The sequence below is a fragment of the Achromobacter sp. FW305-C-13 genome, from assembly GCF_058783475.1.
The window spans coordinates 985,832-1,004,328 of sequence record NZ_JBYSYN010000002.1; the positions used below are offsets into that span (position 1 = coordinate 985,832).

Consider the following 18,497-nt stretch of genomic DNA (forward strand, 5'->3'; position numbering starts at 1 on the left):
TTTACTTCCGGGAGGATGCCGTGGGTTGCGACGGGTGCTGGATCGCGGCAAGAAATTGTGGATCGGTCGCCAGCGCTTCGATATTCAAACGAATGAGGTCGTTCAGGGCCCCCAGCACATTGAGGAACTTCGGCGTGGTCCGCTTGATTTCCTTGACGGCGCTGTAGACCACGTCGCCATTGGACTTTTCGGTTACGGTGTACACCACGCGCAGCGTCCAGTCGATGTTCATGCCCAGCTCGTCCACCATGAGGTTCTGCACCTCGCCCGTCAGCTCGCGGCTGATGGTGGGGCCCGAGACGGTGATCCCGATCGCGCGCAGCTCCGTGAGGGAGGCGTCGCGGATGATGTCGGCCACATTGCGTTCGAACAGCACCGTCCCGACCGCGGTGTTGCGCGCCTGATTGGGCAGCACGTGCGAGTAGGTCGAGCGGTATGCCCCGGGAGGGCCGCCGGTGTGTTGCTGCGAGGTGGACAGGCCCGCATTGCGGTAGCGCGTGTCGCGAGCGTTGGATGGGTCGTCTGAGAGGCTCTGCAGATACTTGTTGGGTTCGTAGCTGAACTGGCCGACACCCACGTCGCCCGTGGCCGTCAGGGCCGATGCGGGCGTATAGGTATAAGGCAGCACCGGCGTGGCGCAACCTGCCAGCGTTAACACTGCGGCAGCCGACACGGCGCCAATCCACCCACGCGAGTTCTGCAGTAACAACACGGTTTGTCTCTGTTTAGCCAAACCGAGGTTTATACAAAATGCGTTAATTCATGTCACGAAAATTCAATCAATGTCTGGCATTGGGGTGCGATCAGCGGCCATGCTGCGGGCTTGGGCATCGGCGCGGGAAAGGGGCATTGGCGCGTGGTGCCATGTAGTCTCGTTATTGTTCAGGTTTGCGTCAGTATTGCCGGTTGGGGTTTTGCTGCGCCGCCGTGTAACATGTTTCCCCGACTATCCCTCTTGAATTTTGCCAAGGAACGCAAGCATCCCATTGGACATCGGCGCGCGCCTCCCGCTTGACGGCCATGACTGGCCGCCGCCTGGCGCGCGGGGGATCATCGATGAACGCCCTGGGAGGCGTGCACTGCACGAATCACCGTCTATGAAACCCATTAAAAAATCCAGCAAACTGGCGCACGTCCTGTACGACATCCGTGGTCCCATCATGGATCGCGCCAAGCAGATGGAAGACGAAGGCCAGCAGCTCATCAAGCTCAATATCGGCAATCTGGCCGTGTTCGGCTTCGATGCCCCCGAAGAAGTCCAACAGGACATGATCCGCAACCTGCCCAATTCGGCGGGTTATTCGGACAGCAAGGGCATCTTTGCGGCGCGCAAGGCGGTCATGCACTACACCCAGCAGCAGGGCGTGCAGGGTGTGACGCTGGAAGACGTCTATCTGGGCAACGGCGCGTCCGACCTGATTGCGATGGCGACCAACGCGCTGCTGGACGATGGCGACGAATTGCTGCTGCCCACGCCCGATTACCCGCTGTGGACGGCGGTGACGAGCCTATCGGGCGGGACGCCCGTGCATTACCTGTGCGACGAAGACAAGGGCTGGATCCCGGACCTGGACGACATACGCGCCAAGATCACGCCGCGCACCAAGGGCATCGTGGTCATCAACCCGAACAACCCGACCGGCGTGCTCTACCCCGATGACGTGCTGCGGGAAATCATCGCCATCGCGCGCGAACACGGGCTGGTCATCCTGGCCGACGAGGTCTACGACAAGGTGCTGTACGACGACGTGCAGCACACCGCGCTGGCAAGCCTGTCGACGGATGTGCTGACGCTGACCTTCAATTCGCTGTCCAAGAGCTACCGCGCCTGCGGATATCGCGCAGGGTGGCTGGTGGTCTCGGGTGACAAGCACAGCGCCCGCGACTACATCGAAGGCTTGAACATGCTTGCCAACATGAGGCTGTGCGCAAACGTGCCCGGCCAATGGGCAATCCAGACGGCACTGGGCGGCTACCAGAGCATCAATGACCTGGTATGCGAAGGCGGGCGGTTGCGCCGCCAGCGCGACCTGGCCTACGAGTTGATCACCGCCATTCCGGGCGTCACTTGCGTCAAGCCGCAGGCCGCGCTGTACATGTTCCCGCGGCTGGACCCGGACGTCTATCCCATCGAGGACGACCGCCAGTTCTTCCTGCAGCTTCTTGAAGCGACCCGCGTGATGCTGGTGCAGGGCACGGGTTTTAACTGGTCGCGTCCCGACCACTTCCGTATCGTGTTCTTGCCGCACGAGCCGGACCTGCGGATCGCCATTGGCCGGATCGCCAAGTTCCTGGAAGACTACCGCGCCAAACAGGGCAAGAAGCTGCCGGCTTCTGCCAATGCCGAGTCATCAAAGGACGCCGTCGCGTCGCCCGTGGAATTGGCGGTGAACGCCGATTAAATGACGGCCGGACCGGCGAGGATGCCGGTCCACCTTTCGCCGCCTCTCGCCGCCCACCGGGCGGCGAATCTTTTCCCGATTGACGTACGGGCGCGAGCGGCGTCCGCTCGCCGTCATCCGCGTTGCCGCTACCCCATGACTGCCCGGTCCGCGCGTCAGCCATGTTCCCGGGCAGCCAATCCCTATTCGTGTCACGGTCAAGTCATCTGGCTGAGCTAGCCTGCTGGCCGGCGTAGCCCTGTCCGGGCGTCCGCCGGCCCATTCCATTTCCCGACGTCCATATCGCGCAATGATAGGTACCCCGGCACCGCTCAGTGTGTTGGCGCTGGTTGGCGTGTGTCTCCTGTGTTTGGGGATGCCCGTTCTGGCGGGCGGCGCCGCGTCTGCGTCCGCCGCGTCGCCGGACCGCTTGCGCGGCGAGCGCTATGAATTCGCATTGCCGGCGCAGCCACTGGGCGACAGCCTGGAGGCCATCGGGCATCTGGCGGGCGTGGCGGTGCTGGTCGACGAGCGTCATGCGCGGCAACGTGCGCCGGCGCTGTCGGGCCGCCATACGGTCATGGAGGCGCTGCGCCGGCTGCTGGACGGATCGGGGCTGCGCATCCGCCAGACAGACGGCGAAGCCATCGTGGTCTACGCGCCGGCCGCCGACGGGACGGCCCGGCAGCCCGCGAACGGCGCGGCCCCGCGGAACGTCGAGGACATTCCGGGGGCGCGGGCCGGCGGCGCGGATTTCAGCGGTTATATCGGACGCTTGCAGAAGGCCATCTTGCGCACGCTGTGCGGCAATGCCGCCGCGCAGCCGGGCGGCTATCGCCTGGCGCTGCAACTGCGGCTGGATGACGGTGGGCATGTGGCGCGGATGCGCCTGCTGGACACGACTGGCAGCGACCGGGTGGATATGGCCGTGACGCGCGCCATCACCGGGATGGATGTCGGGGCGCCGCCGCCTGCGGGCATGCCGCAGCCCGTCTCGGTATTGCTGCTGCCCGGCGGCACCCATTGCGCGGCCCCGCGCCGGCCGGCGGAGTGACCGCATGTCCATGATTTCCGCCGCGCTGCTGCGACTGCGCCTGATCACCCGCTACGCCGAACTGCGACGCAGCCTGGAACGCATCGTCGGATCGCGCGACCAGGCGTCGGCCGCGCTGCATGAAACCTGGTTGCGCCTGGACGTGGCCAAGCCCGCCAGTCCGGTGCTGAATCCCGATGCCTACCTGCTGCGCATGGCCGCGCGCATCGCCACCGACGATTGGCGGCGCAACCGCGAATTGCTGGGCGACGACGAGCGCGAGGCCTTGCTGCACGTGGTGGACGAAACCGCGGACCCGCAGCGGATTGTCGCGGCGCGCCGCGACGTGCGAACGCTTGAGGCGGCCATGGACGAGCTGCCGCCGCGCCAGCGCGCCATCCTTGCCGCGGCGCGGGTGGACGGACTGCTCAATGCCGAGATCGCGGAACGTTTCCAGATATCGGTGGCCATGGTGAAAAAGGAACTGGCCGCGGCCATGCGGCATTGCCGCGAACGCCTGGCCGGCACGGAGGCCGTGGCCAATGGCGATCTTGTAGGCCGGCGGAAATTCTGACACGATGCTCGGCGCCATGAACCCTTCAGAAGACCCCGACCGCTTGCGGCGCGAAGCCGAGCAATGGTGGTTGCGCCTGCGCGACCGCGACGCGACGCGCGGCGATGCCGAGGCGATGAAGCAATGGCGCGCGCGCAGCCCGTCGCACGCGCGCGCCTGGAACGAGGTGGCGCGCTTGTGGCAGGACATGGATCCGGTACTGCGGCGGGCCGTTAGTCGCGATCCTGGGCTGACCCATCCTCCCGCCCGGGGCCCGAGCCGGCCGGCCCGCCGGGCGTTCCTGGGGGCGATGGCCGCCGGCGGCGCCGCGGTGGCGGTGTGGCCGCCGCTGTCCTTGTGGCCGTCATTGCTGGATTTCACGGCGGACTTCCGTACCGGCACGGCGGAGCAGCGCGAGCTGGCGCTGTCGGACCAGTTGCATGTGCAGATGAACACGCAGACGCGCATCAATCAGCGTGGCGCGCAAGCCGGCAACGAGGCTATTGAACTGGTGGCGGGCGAAGCCCAGGTCGAAGCCGCCGGCAGCGGCGCGCCGGTGGTCGTCTACGCTGGGGCGGGCGCCACGCGCGCGCGGCAGGCGCGCTTCAACCTGCGCTATACCGGGCCGCAGGTCTGCGTCACGTGCTTGCAGGGGGCGGTCCAGGTGGAAGCGGCGGGCGCAATGCAGACCCTGGCGCCAGGTGAGCAGGTGATCTACGACGATACCGGCCTGCAACCGGCGCTGGCTGTGGATACCGCGCAAGTGGACGCCTGGCGCACGGGCACGCTCAGTTTTGCAGGGCAGACGCTGGCCGAGGTGGTCGACGAGATCAACCGCTATCGCGCTGGCCGCGTGCTGGTGCGCAACGCCGACCTGGCTGCCCGGCGTGTGCGCATGCGCTTCGAGATTACCCAGACCGATCTGGCGCTGCACATGCTGCGTGACCTGTATGGCGCGCAGCTGACGCGCCTGCCCGGCGGCATTGTGCTGTTGAGCTGATCGCGCTGTTACAAAAAAACCCGACGTTTCCGGTAGCCCTTCCATCGCGTCCTTTCGTCATTGGAGTATGAGCCGCCATCACGCGTCCTGACTGCGCCGATGACGTGCCCGTACTCCCTTGGCTACTCGGATCAGGATTGCCCGCTATGACATCGCGTCTCCGCAAACTCCCTATGACCCGCTCTGTTGCGGCCGGCTCGCGGACAGGCCGGCTCAAGCCGCTGCCGGCGGCGCTGGCGGTGTTGCTGGTGTCGGGGGGTGTCGCTGCGCCAGCGTCGGCCCAGCAGGCGTTCAGCGGCGGCTGGTTCGCGGCCAAGAGCGCGACGCAGGCCCAGGCCGCCGCCACGGGCCGGTTGCCCAATGGGGCGCCGGTGACCGCGCTGACGGGCGCGCGGCAGTCGCAGGCGGCGCGCGACCAGTTGCAGCGGTCAGTCGGCAATCTGGGCCGGACCGCGGCGGTGATCGCCGCGCAGCAGGCGGCGCAGCGCGCCGCGCGCGACGCAGCATTGGCGTCGGGCGTGCCGGTGCCGGACGGTTTGGCCGAGGGTGGGCTGAAGGTGGACACCAATCCGCTGACGGCCGGCTGGCGCAATGCGAAGGCGCCCGTGCAGACCCTTCAGGACGGGCGCGCCAGGGTCGCCATCGAGCAGACGGGCGCGAAGGCCGTCCTGAACTGGGAGACCTTCAACGTGGGCTCGCGCACCACGGTGGAATTCCAGCAGGATCCGACCTGGGCGGTGCTTAACCGCGTCAACGACCCGCAAGCGCGGCCTTCGGTGATTCAAGGGCAGATCAAGGCCGGCGGCACGGTCATGGTGGTCAACCGCAACGGCGTGATCTTCGACGGCTCGTCGCAGGTGAACGCGCGCAACCTGGTGGCAGCGGCCGCGCGCATCACGGACGCGCAGTTCGAGAACAACGGCCTGTATGGACCCGACGACAAGACCCCGACCTTCACGGATGCGCTGGGTAAGGTGGAATTGCGGCCCGGCGCGGCTATCGAGACCAACCGTCCCGCGACCGTGACGCAGTCGGGCGGCTACGTGCTGTTGCTGGGCCGGGAAGTCGACAACGCGGGTTCCATCGTGACGGCCAAGGGGCAGGCGGCGCTGGCGGCAGGCGACAGCTTCGTGATCAAGCGCGGCCAGGGCACCGAGGGCAACGCCGCATCGACGACGCGCGGCAGCGAAATCGTGCCCACGGGCAGCGGCGTCGTGACCCATCGCGGCCTGATCCTGTCGCCGCAGGGCGACATCACTCTGGCGGCCCGGACGGTCGAGCAGGCCGGCGTGCTGGCGTCCACCACGTCGGTGGACTCGCGCGGCACGATCCATTTGAACGGCGTGGGTGCCGATGCTGCCGTGACGCTGCGGCCGGGTGCCATCACCGCGATCCTGGTGGATGCGGACAACGCGACCGCGTTGGACGGCCAGCGCGACAACCTGATGCCGCCCAGCGTCAATTCGACCACCACGCTGGCGCTTGCCGACCGCAATCGGCGCGACCTGTCGCTGGTGCAGGTCGACAGCGGCGGCACGGTCGACTTCCAGGGCGATTCGCTGACGCTGGCGACGGGCGGCCAGGTCGCGGTCAAGGCGGGCGCGCGCACGCTTGTACGCGATGGCGCGCAGATCGACGTGGCCGGCGCGATCGGCGTGGCCGTGTCGATGGAATCGAACAACATCAAGATCAATCTGCAAGGCAACGAACAACGCGATTCGCCGCTGAACCGCGACGACGCCCGGCTCAATAATTCCGACGTGTGGCTGGACCGGCGCACGCTGATCCAGGTGGCCAGTGGGGCAGGCGGCTACGAGGGCGACCGCTGGTACAGCGGCGGCGGCCTGCTGGAAGTGGGCGGCTACCTGGGAACGCTGGCGGTGCCGGCAAGCCATTGGCTGGCGCAGGGTGGCCTGGTCCGCTTCGAAGGCGCCGAGGTGGTGACGCAGGCCGGTTCGACCATCAACCTGTCGGGCGGCACGCTGGACGTGCAGTCCGGGACCTTGCAGCAGACCTGGCTGCGCGGCCAGGACGGGCGGCTCTACTCGGCTGACCGGGCGCCGGCCGATATGCTGTTCACGGGCATCTACCAGGGCTACGAGCAGCGCTCCGAGCGCTGGGGCGACAAGGCCACGCGCCGCTTCTACAACGCGCTGCTGGCGCCGCGCACGCGCGACGAGGATGGCTACACGGTGGGGCGCGATGCGGGGACGCTGGTCATTGCGACCCGCAGCGCCGTGCTGGAAGGGGACCTCGCCAGCGATACCTACCAGGGCGTGCGCCAGGACCTTGCGCCGCAGGCCGGGCTGGACGGCTACAGCCAGTCACAGCGTGCGGTGGCGCGCCGCGGTGCGCTGGTGGTGGGCAACGACTTGCGCTATTACGACCCCGTCACCAAGCTTGTGCACTATCAGCTGGGCGCCACCGGCGATACGGTGGCCGACGTGACGCTGGGCACGGGCAGGGAACGCTTGGCCGACGGCCTGGATCTTGCCGCCGCCTTGCCGCAAGAGAACCAGGGCAAGCTGTTCCTGGACGTAGACCGGCTCAATGGCTTTGCGCTGGGCCGGGTGCGCATCGCCGCCGGGCGGTCCATCACCGTCGACTCGGCCCTGCGCAGCGCCGATGGCGGCGAGATCACGCTCTATGCGCCCGAGGTGGATATCAAGGCCAACCTGGTCAGTCGCGGCGGCCTGATCCAGGCAGGCAACGTGTTGCTGCAACCCAGCTTCCTGGCCCCGCGGATCGAGGATGCGGCGCTGGCGCCCCAGCCCCAGCAGCTTGCGCGGCTGCACGTCGCCGCCGGCGTGGTGCTGGATGCGCGCGGCGTTTGGGCCAACTTGCTGCGCGACGCCGAGGGCCTGGCGGGACTGCCGGTGCGCGACGGCGGCCGCGTAGCGCTGCGCGGTACGGGCGACGTGGTCGTGGACGCGGGCAGCGTGCTGGATGTGTCGGCTGGCGCATCGGTGCTGGCGGACGGCAAACTGCGGGGCGGCAAGGGGGGCAGCGTGACGCTGGCCGCCCATGTTCAGAGCAGCGTTCAGTCCAGCGGTGGCCTGCTGTCGTTTGGCGCAGAGGTGCGCGGCTACGGCGTGACGGGCGGCGGGACGTTGTCCGTCTCCAGCGGCGGGCGCATCGTGCTGGGCGGTCCGTCGGACCCGCTGGAGGCAGAGGCGTTGCGGCTGGGTCCCTCCTTGTTCCGCTCCGGTTTCGGCAAGTACGAGATCAATGGCTACCAGGGGCTGGCCGTGGCAGATGGCGCGCAAATCGACGTCGCCATGCCGGTGCTGCGGTTCGAGGGCGGCACCGCGCAGGCGCCCGGTTCCAGCGCCCAACCCGGTGACGTCCTGTCGCTGTGGACGCCGCCGCTGTACACGGAAGACCCGTTGCGCGCCCGGTTGACGCAACGCGTCGGCGCCGACCTGGCGCTGTACTCGGACCGGGCCGCGCAAGGCGGGCCGATCGTCGTGGGCGAAGGCGCGCGGGTCAGCGTCGACCCTGGTCGCTCCATTCAGATCAGGGGCGCCGACCAGATCACCGTGCTGGGCCGGCTGGACGCCTGGGGCGGGCATATTTCGATTCAGGAACCGCGCATCGGCGAGCAGCCCTACGTGCCCAAGGCCAATCCCCGGTCGGTCTGGATCGGTGAACAGGCCGTGCTGGACGTGGCCGGACGCAGCCATGTCGCCGTGGATGCCAAGGGCCAGCGCTACGGGCTGGTGCATGCTGGGGGCACGATCGAGATCGGCGGCAAGCTCGACTGGGAGGCCGATGTCGACACCACCAGCCGTCCTATCGACCGGCACCTCATCCTGCGGCCGGGTTCGCTGCTGGACGCGTCCGGCACGCAGGCCGTTCTGGACCTGTCGGGCCGCGGCGCTACGGTCGTGAGTTCCGACGGCGGCACCATCGTGTTGTCTTCGGCCAATAGCCTGCACTTGGACGGCACGATGCGCGCGGCGGCGGGATCCGATCGCGCGGCCGGCGGCACCCTGGGCATTTCGTTCGGCGGCGCGTTCTATCAGCGCAATCTTTCGCCAGAAGCGGCGGTGCAAAAGGAGCGGCAACTGGTGCTGGCGCAGAACCAGGGCGACAGCATGCTGGCCGCGGACCTGCGGCCGGGTGAATCCACGCCGGCGCTGGCCTACGGCTATGGACGCCTGGGCGTGGACCGCATCGAGGCCGGGGGCTTTGACAACCTGGCGGTGAATGCCGACGTGCGCGCTGATGGCAGCGTCGCGCTGTCCATGCGCCAGAGCCTGCGGCTGTCTGGGGCGCTGTCGCTGGTCGATGCCGCGGCTGCCGCCAGCGAGGTGAGCCTGGCCGCGCCCTACGTCTTGCTCAACCAGGCGCGTTACAAGCCGCTGGACGGCGCCGACTTCTTCCTGCAGCTGGTTTCCGCGCCGTTGAAGTATTTCAACGTCGGTCACCGGCTGGACGTGTCGGCCGGCCTGCTGGATGTGCGGGGCAGCCGGAACCTGATCAGCTTTGACGATGTGCAGTTGGACGTGCGGGGTGACGTGCGCCTGGGCGCCGCGGGGTTCGGTGACCGCGGCTTGAACACCAAACTGGCCGCCCCCAATCGGTTGACGCTGAGCGCCGCGCAGATCTACCCGGTCACCCGGTCTGGCGGCATCATCGCCATGGGCGAATACATGGTCCTGGGGCCGCAGGGAGAAATTGCCAAATACAACCCCGATGCCGTCCTGACGCTTCGGCGCGCCGCGGGCGACACGCCGGCCACGCCGTATTCCGCGTTCGGCGCCATCACGCTGGCTGCGCCGCTGATCGAGCAGGGCGGGGTGCTGCGCGCCCCGTTGGGCGGCATTACGTTCGAAAGCAAATCTGAAACCCCGAGCACCATCCGGTTCCTGCCGGGCAGCCTGACGTCCATCAGCGGCGACGGGTTGGTCATGCCCTATGGCGGCACGGTGGATGGCGTGAAGTACCTGTATGCCGGCAAGGAGGTGGAGCTGGAGGCGACCCGCTCCGACGGCTTACTGGGCCGCAAGATCAACATCCAGGGCAAGGTGATCGAGGTGGCCGAGGGCGCTGTGCTGGACCTGTCCGGCGGCGGCGAATTGACGGGCGGCGCTTTCGTGCGCGGTCGCGGCGGTTCGGTCGACGTGCTGCATTACGCCATGGCCGACGCCAATCCGGGGTTCGGATTCAGCCGCTCTGGCAATGCGGTCTACGCCATCGTGCCGGGCTTTGGGGGCAGCCAGGCGCCGGTCGCCCCTGACGCGGGCGCTGGCAGTCCCGCCGTGGGGCGGCAGGTGACGATCGAAGCCGGCGTGCCGGGCCTGCCCGCCGGCGCTTATACCTTGCTGCCATCGACCTACGCGCTGCTGCCCGGTGCGTTCCGCGTCGAGCTGGGCGCGCAGGGCATCAACGAGACGTCCGTGGCCGCGCGCACGCGCGGCGGTTCGTGGGTAGGCAGCGGCCGGTTGGGCACGGCCTTGACCGGTCAGGTCGCGACGCTGTCCACCCGACTCTTGATCACGCCGGCCGACGTGGTGCGGCGCCATGCGCAATACAACGAGACGACCTACAACGCCTTCGTGCTTGCGGATGCGGCGCGCAAAGGCACCCAGCGAGGGATGTTGACCACGGATGCCCGGACGTTGCACCTGAGCCTGGCGGAAGGCGCCGGCCGGGAAGGCAGTCCGGCGCTATCGTTCAAGGGCGCGGCGCGGTTCGACGTACCCCAAGGCAGCGGCGCCTATGCGGGCCGCCTGGCGGTGACGGGACCGGCCAGCGGGATTGAGATCCTGGCGCCGGGACAGGCGCCCATCCTGCCCCCGAAGGCCGCGGCCCTTTACGCCGCAGATCTGAACGCGCTGTCCCCGGGGGCGATGTTCATCGGCGGCGTGGCGGGCGTGGCGGGAACCTATGAAACTGGCGCACGCAACGTGGGTGGCGATGCTCAGCAGGTGGTGGTGCGCAGTGGCGCGGTGTTGCGGGCGCCAGAAATCTTCCTGTATGCGGTCGATGGCGGGCGTGGCATCGTGGTCGAGCAAGGCGCGACGCTGTCCACGCTTGGCCGCGGCGACGTGGCACAGGATGCGCGCACCGGGCTCTATTACCAGTCGATCAACGGTGCCACGCTGGCCGTATCGAACGGCCTGGTAAACCTGTTGCCGCCGTCGAACGGCGCGGGCACGGCTGTGGACGTGGGGGGGTGTATCGCGGACTGCGCGGGCATGGCCCGCTTGTTGTCGGAAGGTTCCATCGGCGCGTCCACCAATGGTGCGTTCACCTGGCGCGACACGGTGCAATACGGCACGCGGAACCTGGCGCTGAGCGTCTCAGCCGTCAACATGGGCAGCACCGAGGCGCTAGCTCAGGCCGGCGCGGCGGGCCGCCTGCCGCCGGGCATGGTGCTGAATCAGGACGTGCTGGGCAATTTGCTGCGCGGGAACACAGCGCTGGAAGCCCCGGCGCTTGAGAGCCTGATCCTGAACGCTGGCGAATCCGTCAATGTGTATGGCTCGGTATCGCTGGACGCGCGCGGCGCCGGCGGCCGGTCGCTGCAGCGCCTGGTGCTGGGCGCGCCGGCCATCTACGGTTACGGCGCGGCAGGCGACACCGCCACCATCGCCGCCGCCGAATTCGTCTGGGCGGGTTCGGTTGCCGCCGACCGCAGCGGCGCGAGCGGAGCCGGCGCCAGCAAACCCCAGGCGCCTGGGGGCGCGATGCTGGACAGCCTGGGGAACGGCGGCCTGAACATCGTGGCCGACGTGATACGGCTGGAGTCCTCGCCCTTCCAGTTGCCGAACGTGCTGGTGCCCGCTGAACGCCTGATGCTGGGCTTTGCGTCCGTGTCGCTGGATGCTGCGCAGATGATCTCGGGCCGCGCCCGTGGCGGCCTGTCCGTCTATCAGGGGCAGGACGGCTACTCCGCCGAAACGGGCTGGCGCTATCGCGGCGGCGACCTGCTGATCCGCACGCCGCTCCTGACCGGCGAGGCCGGTTCGGCGATGGCGATCACGGCTGGCGGCGCGTTGACCCTCTCCGGCACAGGCGCGGCTCCCGCCGCGCGTGATGCCCTGGGCGCTACCTTGAGCCTGGCGGGCCGCAGCGTCGTCCTGGATACGACGGTAGCGCTGCCGTCGGGCAAGCTCTCGATCAAGGCCCAGGGCGACATCGTGCTGGGCGCGGATTCGCGGATCGATGTGTCGGGCCGCGAGGTGCGCTTGCTGGACGCGCCGCGCTACAGCTGGGGCGGCGATGTGGAACTGCAAAGCATGGCAGGCAACATCACGCAGGCGCGGGGAGGGCTTATCGACGTGTCGGCGCAGAACAACCGCGCCGGCCGCATTCAGGCCATCGCGCTGGGCGCGGACGCGGGCCGGGTGGACCTGCGCGGCGCGTTCCGCGGCACGGCCTCCGGCCTGTACGACGCGGGCGGCACGCGAGTGGCGTACGAAAGCGCCGAAGCCGTGCTGCGGGCGCAGACCCTGGCCGACTTTGCCGACTTGAATGCGCGCCTGACCGAAGGGGGTGTCTTCGGCGCCCGGCGTTTCCAGATCAAGCGTGGCGACGTGGTGGTCGGCGACGAGCTGCGGGCCAGGCACGTCGAACTGGTGGTGGACGGCGGCAGCCTGACCGTCAATGGCCGCATCGATGCCAGCGGCACGCAGGTGGGCAGCATCCGCCTGGCGGCCATGCGCGACCTGGTCATCAACGGCATGCTGGATGCCCATGGCGCCGGCCTGCGCGTGGACAGCTACGGCAAGATCATCGACAGCGCCAACCGCGCCATTGTCGACCTGACGTCCCGCGAAGGCACGCTGACGCTGGGGGCAGGTGCAAGCGTGGACCTGCGCGCCGGCACCGGGGCGCAGAACCACGATGGTGCCGCTCGCGGCACGCTGGACCTGAACGCGCGCCGCCTGGGCGGCGGCGCGGAGCAGGGCGCCATTGCCGGGTCGGGCGACGGCGCCCGCGACGTGGCCGTGGTGGTGGCGGGCAGTCCCGCCATCCTGGGCGCAAAGACGATCGCCGTGAACGCCTTCCGCCGCTACAACGACTCGCCGCTGGCCGACGCGCCCGACGTCACCGGTAAGCGTCCCCAGCAGATTACGCAGGGCTATCTGGACGGCATCGATCTGCAGAGCCAGTCCTTCATGACCGCGGCGCTGGGCAATCCCGCGTTGGCGGGCCGCCTGTCCGGCCTCGGCAATTACCACTTGCGTCCCGGCGTGGAGGTAGTCAGCGCCACGCCGGACGGAGACCTGAGCGTGGTCGGCGATATCGATCTGTCCAATTACCGCTATGGACCGGGCGCAGACCGCATGACGCCCGCGCGGCGCGGCTTTGGCGAGCCGGGCGTGCTGGTGCTGCGCGCCGGCGGCAACCTCAACGTCTACGGCAGCATCAACGACGGCTTCGCGCCGCCGCCGGAGTCGCCTGACGATGCGTCGGGCTGGCAGTTGGTGGAGGGGCGCTACGGCTTGCAGGCCGTGACGCCTTACGGCGGCGACCTAGTGGTGCCCATCGGCGGCGTCAAGCTGGAAGCGGGTTCCTCGTTCCCGGCCGGCCGCGCGCTGAACTACGACTTGCCCGCCAGCCCCGCGACGCTGCCCGTGGGCACGGTGCTGCCGGTGGCCATGACGCTGAACGCGCCCCTGTCGCTGCCGGGCGGCCTGGTGCTGACTGGCGATGTGACGACGGCCGGCGGCACCGTGCTGCGGGCCGGCACGGTATTGCCCGGCGAAGTCAGACTCGACCCCGGCGCGCAGTTGGGCGCGGGTTTTGTGCTGCGTAGCAGCGCTTCCATGCGCGCATTCACGTGGCCCAAGGGCGTGGCGCTACCGACCGAGCTGGTCGCCAGCAGGCAGATCGTGCTGGCGCAGGGCTCGCTGATTCCGTCCCAGACCAAAGTGGTGCTGCAAGACGGCAAACCGGTGGACCTGCGGCCCAAGGGGCCGGACGGCAAGCAAGGCCGCAACTGGGCGCTGGCGCCCATGCTGGCCCCGGGCGCCAGCGCCTGGAGCCTGACTGCGGTCGCCGGCGCCGACCTGGATTCGGCCGACGTGCGCGCCCGCAACGTGCTCAGCAAGGGCGACCTGGTGCTGGCCGATACTCATTACGGCGTTTCGGGACGAGCGACCGAAACCACCAAGACGATTTTCGTTGGTGTGATGGTCTTGACGCAGTCGGGGGCCGATGAGCTGTTCGGGGACTCCACGCTGGTCGGCAAGCCCATCAAGGAACTGGCCGAGGCATGGGGTTTCGATTGGGAGGAGATGTGCGGCTGGGGCGCCTATTGCACGCCTGCGCCGCGCACGGTGTCCGAATCGGGGTCGCTGAACTGGTGGGGCGATTTAAGCTGGGTGGGCAAACCGGTGGAGCTGCTCATCGCCGAGCTAGGCGTGACGCTGGAGGAATTCTGCGCAGACGCCAGCAATTGCGTCGGCGGCGGAAAGTCTGAAACCATCGTCACCCGCGAGTACAAGTATGGCTTTGGCTCGCCCGCGTTCAGCGTGTTGCGCACCGGCGCCGGCGACCTCTCGCTGCTGGCCGGGCGCGACGTAGGCATGGCCTCGCTGTACGGCGTCTACACCGCGGGGACGCCATCGTCACTGGGCGCGGCCGACGCGCGCTTCAACCTGCCGCGCGGTTACGACATCAATACCGGCCCGCTGGGATTGATCCAGATGGACGGTAAGTACGACGCCGCCCTGGCGGCCTACCAGGCGTGGTACCCCGACCAGGGCGGCAACCTGGTCGTGCAGGCCGGGCGCGACATCTATGGCGATGCGCTGGGTTCGGGCGCCGACAACGGCGTGGTGGTCGACAATTCGTCCGCCCGCGCGCGTTATGCCAGCACGATGACCGGCACCTGGCTCTGGCGCCAGGGCAGCATCGGCACACCGGGCGTGGCCGACATCGCGCCCAGCTGGTGGATCAATTTCGGCACCTATGCGGTCGAGGGCGCCATCGGCGGCAACAACCCGGAACCCAGGCTGGTCGGCTTTACCGGGTTCGGCACGCTGGGCGGCGGCAACCTCAGCATCGCTGCGGGGCGCGACGCCGGCATTCGCGACGCGCGCGGCGACGCGGCCCGGTACGTCAACGGTGTGGAACCGCGCTCGCAAGGCTTGACTGCCGCGGTCGGCAGCACAGGCCGGGTGGTCGACGGCAACATCGTGCTGACGGGCGGTGGCGACCTCGATCTGCGCATCGGCGGCAGCCTCAACCCGGCATTGAACGCCACCCAACTGGACGCGATGGGACCGTATACCGGCGGCACCGATCATCTGGACTTGAACGGTGTGCTGGTCAACTTGCGCGGCCGTCTGGCCGTGTCCGCGGGCCAGTTGGGCGGCATGGAATTGCGTTACGGTGACGGCGCGGGCCTGCGCGCCAAGGATCCCTTTGCTGTGGCGTCAGCCCGGCCCATGGGCGGCCCGAGGCTGGTGCTGGGCGACGCGGTGGCGTGGATCGATACGCGCTCGGACCTGGTGCTGGCTGGCGTCAGCGATCCGGGGCGTGTCACGCAGGTCAACTCCAGCCCGTACCAGCGCAGTGGCGATCCGCAGCCGGCGACCGGCGGCGGCAATGGCTGGTTTACGTTGTGGACTCCGAACACGGCCATCAATCTGTTTTCGGCGGGCGGCAACCTGACGCCGATGACGGTCAGCAACAGCCGGTTTTCGGGCGACGAACTGAACCCGGAATATACGCATATCGGCGCGACGGGACGCAGCTACTACGTCTATCCGTCGATCCTGCGCGCCGTGGCGGCCAACGGCAGCATCATGCTCGCCGACAATGCCGCGAACCAGGCCAACCCCGTGCTGCTGCTGGCGCCCTCGGCGAACGGCCAGCTGGAAATGCTGGCGGGCCGCTCCATCCTGGCGCAGAACGCGTACACCGTGTCGATGTCGTCGGCCGACGCGCCATTACCCACGCCCTTGCGTCCGGCTTTCAGCGCGTTCACCACCGATATCCACGGCAATCCCATCCTGACCAACACCAGCAGGGAAGGGGTGATGCAAGGGGGGGCCGCGTACGCGAAGCCGCTGTTCACGTTCGGACCCGGCACGCCGCTGGACCGCGCATTGCATGCAGGGGATGACGCCGTCGCTCGTTTTTATGCGGCCACCGGCGATGTGGTGGGTCTGAAGAGCGGTTCGGTCGTCGACATGACGGGGTCGGTCGTTCGCAGCATAGACACCTGGTACGAAGCCGCTGTGCCGGTATCGGTTCGGGCCGGCCGCGACATCCTGGGTCTGGACATCACCGCCGTGCACAACAACGCGCGCGACCTGTCGTTGATCGAAGCCGGCCGCGATATCGTTTACGCCAATGCACGGGTCGCTGGCCCGGGCACGTTGCTGATGCAGGCGGCGCGACAGCTGCGCCAGGACGATGTGGCCAGCGTGCGCAGCCTGGGCGCCATCGTGCGCGGCGACACCCGGCCCGGCGCAGACCTGGCCGTGCTGGCCGGCGTCGGCACGGCGGGCCCGGATTATGGGCGCTTCCTGGCGCGGTATCTTGATGGCGCGCGTGGGCTGCAAGCAGGCGAGGCGTTGGGTGCGAACCCGGACAAGGTCGTGCTGGCCTATGGCGGCGAACAGACGTTACGCGGATGGCTTGCCGCCGAATTCGGCTACACGGGCGATGACGTCGGGGCGCCGGCCGAACTGGCGCGCCGGCAGGCGCTGCGCGATGCGGATGCCGGCCAGGCCCGGCGGGATCTGGCAGCCGACTTCGAGCAGGATAGCGGCGCCTATCTGGTCAACTGGCTGCGCAAGCACCACGGCTACGCAAGCGGCGAGGAAGGCGCGGGCGCCGCGTTGGCGGCGTTGGCGCCGGCCGAGCGCGGCATCTACGCGCGCGAGTTGTTCTTCGCTGAACTGAAGGCGGGCGGGCGCGAGTACAACGACGTTGGCGGCCCGCGTTTCGGCAGCTACCTGCGTGGGCGCCGCGCCATCGCGGCCCTGTTCCCCGATGCCGACTCCGCAGGCACACCCTTGCGTTATGAAGGCAGCTTCACGATGTATGGCGGCGCGGGCCTGCGCAGCAATTTCGGCGGCAACATCCAGCTGCTGACGCCGGGCGGCCAGCAGGTGCTGGGCGTTGAAGGCGTGGCGCCGCCGGCCAGCGCAGGCGTGGTGACGCAAGGGCAGGGCAACATCCAGCTGTTTGCGCAAGGTAGTCTGCTGCTGGGCCAAAGCCGCATCATGACCACGTTCGGCGGGCACATCCAGGCCTGGTCGGCCGAAGGCGACATCAACGCGGGCCGCGGCGCCAAGACGACAGTGCTGTACACCCCGCCGCGGCGGGTGTACGACGCCTATGGCAACGTGGTGCTGTCGCCTACCGTGCCTTCCACCGGCGCGGGCATCGGCACGCTGGCGCCGATTCCCGAGGTGCCGGCAGGCGACGTGGACCTGATTGCGCCATTAGGCACCATCGACGCCGGCGAGGCAGGCATCCGTGTGTCGGGCAACGTCAACGTGGCGGCGCTGCATGTGGTGAACGCGGCCAACATGCAGGTGCAGGGCGACAGCAAGGGCATTCCGATTGCGGTGTCGGTCAACACCAATGCGCTGACCAGCGCCAGCGCGGCCGCGACCACTGCTTCCTCCGCGGCGCAGGACGTCATGCAGCGCGAGCGCTCGGCGGCGCGCCAGAATCAGCCGTCCGTCTTCAACGTGCAGATCCTTGGCTTCGGCACGGAGCCGCTGCCGGCGGGCAGTGGCGGGGAAACGCCGCCGCCCAGGCCGCCGGCGCCGTCAGCCTCCTATGACCCCGGCAGTGCGGTGCGGGTCTTGGGGCTGGGCGACCTGCCGGCGCAGGCGCAGCAGCAACTGACCGAACGCGAGCAAAGCAATCTGGGCCGGCTGTAGCGGAAATGATGAATCCGATATCGACCATAAGCCGGCGGCCCGCCCCCGCCTTGCCGCCGCCCTGGCGCGAGGGCGAGGCGTGGCGCTCGCCGCGTCCCCTGGCGCGGCCGGCCCCGCCGGTGGCCCGGCCCGCACTTGCCGACGACCTGACCGCCGGCATCGACACCGCGGCGCGCTTGCGCGCGCATCTGAGCGTCAGCTACGCAACGCTGCATGGCCGGCTTGCGCGGCGGTTCGGCTGCGCCGACCTGGCGCGCGAATGCCTGCACGACACCTGGCTCCGACTGGCGCGGCCGGTGGCGAAAGACGTGCGGCAGGCGGATGCCTACGTGTTCCGCATGGCCTGTCATCTGGCGATCGACCGCCTGCGCGCGCAAGCGTCATGGCTATCGCTGGATGATCCGGACGCGGGATTGCCCGAGCCGATCGACGAGAGTCCCGGCCCCCAGGCCGTGGCGGAGGGCAGGTCGGCCCTGATGGCGTTGGCGCGCATCATGGAGGGGTTGCCCCGCCGGCAACGCGCCGTGTTGATCGCGTTGCGGGTGGAGGGGCGCAGCCGGGCCGATGCCGCCGAATGGCTGGGCATGTCGTTGCGGTCGGTGGATACCGCGCTGCGCCAGGCGCTGCGGCATTGCGAGCAGGCGGCGGCGCTGGTCCGGTGAGCGGC

7 protein-coding genes are annotated in these 18,497 nt (G+C 68.8%); 6 read left to right on the forward strand and 1 reads right to left on the reverse strand.

Annotation, left to right across the window (positions count from 1 at the left end):
• Nucleotide 1 precedes the first annotated feature (1 nt).
• Nucleotides 2-673, reverse strand: a complete 672-nt coding sequence (locus AC3WMU_RS15945) for a hypothetical protein (protein ID WP_100220470.1) — start codon at nucleotides 671-673, stop codon at nucleotides 2-4.
• Nucleotides 674-1,097: 424 nt separating this feature from the next.
• On the opposite strand from AC3WMU_RS15945, the gene AC3WMU_RS15950 reads away from it, so the two are divergent.
• The 6 genes from AC3WMU_RS15950 to AC3WMU_RS15975 all read left to right on the forward strand — a co-directional run bounded on the left by AC3WMU_RS15950 (nucleotide 1,098) and on the right by AC3WMU_RS15975 (nucleotide 18,492).
• Nucleotides 1,098-2,402 carry a pyridoxal phosphate-dependent aminotransferase gene (locus AC3WMU_RS15950; protein WP_006227678.1) on the forward strand — a complete coding sequence of 435 codons (1,305 nt, stop codon included), beginning with the start codon at nucleotides 1,098-1,100 and terminating at the stop codon, nucleotides 2,400-2,402.
• Between the two features lie 355 nt (nucleotides 2,403-2,757).
• Nucleotides 2,758-3,435, forward strand: a complete 678-nt coding sequence (locus AC3WMU_RS15955) for an STN domain-containing protein (RefSeq protein WP_006227679.1) — start codon at nucleotides 2,758-2,760, stop codon at nucleotides 3,433-3,435.
• Nucleotides 3,436-3,439: 4 nt separating this feature from the next.
• The gene (locus AC3WMU_RS15960) at nucleotides 3,440-3,988 is read left to right on the forward strand and encodes an RNA polymerase sigma factor (RefSeq protein WP_424625004.1); all 549 of its coding nucleotides are present in this window, start codon (nucleotides 3,440-3,442) and stop codon (nucleotides 3,986-3,988) included.
• A 16-nt stretch (nucleotides 3,989-4,004) separates the two neighbouring features.
• Nucleotides 4,005-4,967 (forward strand): FecR family protein, encoded by a 963-nt coding sequence (locus AC3WMU_RS15965; RefSeq protein ID WP_035213950.1) that lies wholly within the window; start codon nucleotides 4,005-4,007, stop codon nucleotides 4,965-4,967.
• A 173-nt stretch (nucleotides 4,968-5,140) separates the two neighbouring features.
• A complete protein-coding gene (locus AC3WMU_RS15970; protein ID WP_492282643.1) occupies nucleotides 5,141-17,830 on the forward strand; it encodes a putative filamentous hemagglutinin family protein in 12,690 nt (4,229 codons plus the stop codon).
• Between the two features lie 5 nt (nucleotides 17,831-17,835).
• Nucleotides 17,836-18,492, forward strand: a complete 657-nt coding sequence (locus AC3WMU_RS15975) for an RNA polymerase sigma factor (protein ID WP_006226827.1) — start codon at nucleotides 17,836-17,838, stop codon at nucleotides 18,490-18,492.
• Nucleotides 18,493-18,497: the final 5 nt, after the last annotated feature.

What these genes read in the sequence shown, in the direction of transcription:
- AC3WMU_RS15955 (WP_006227679.1), top strand. Translation starts at nt 2,758, where the DNA reads ATGCCCGTTCTGGCGGGCGGCGCCGCGTCTGCGTCCGCCGCGTCGCCG.
- AC3WMU_RS15965 (WP_035213950.1), top strand. Translation starts at nt 4,005, where the DNA reads ATGAACCCTTCAGAAGACCCCGACCGCTTGCGGCGCGAAGCCGAGCAA.
- AC3WMU_RS15975 (WP_006226827.1), top strand. Translation starts at nt 17,836, where the DNA reads ATGATGAATCCGATATCGACCATAAGCCGGCGGCCCGCCCCCGCCTTG.
- AC3WMU_RS15970 (WP_492282643.1), top strand. Translation starts at nt 5,141, where the DNA reads ATGACCCGCTCTGTTGCGGCCGGCTCGCGGACAGGCCGGCTCAAGCCG.
- AC3WMU_RS15950 (WP_006227678.1), top strand. Translation starts at nt 1,098, where the DNA reads ATGAAACCCATTAAAAAATCCAGCAAACTGGCGCACGTCCTGTACGAC.
- AC3WMU_RS15960 (WP_424625004.1), top strand. Translation starts at nt 3,440, where the DNA reads ATGTCCATGATTTCCGCCGCGCTGCTGCGACTGCGCCTGATCACCCGC.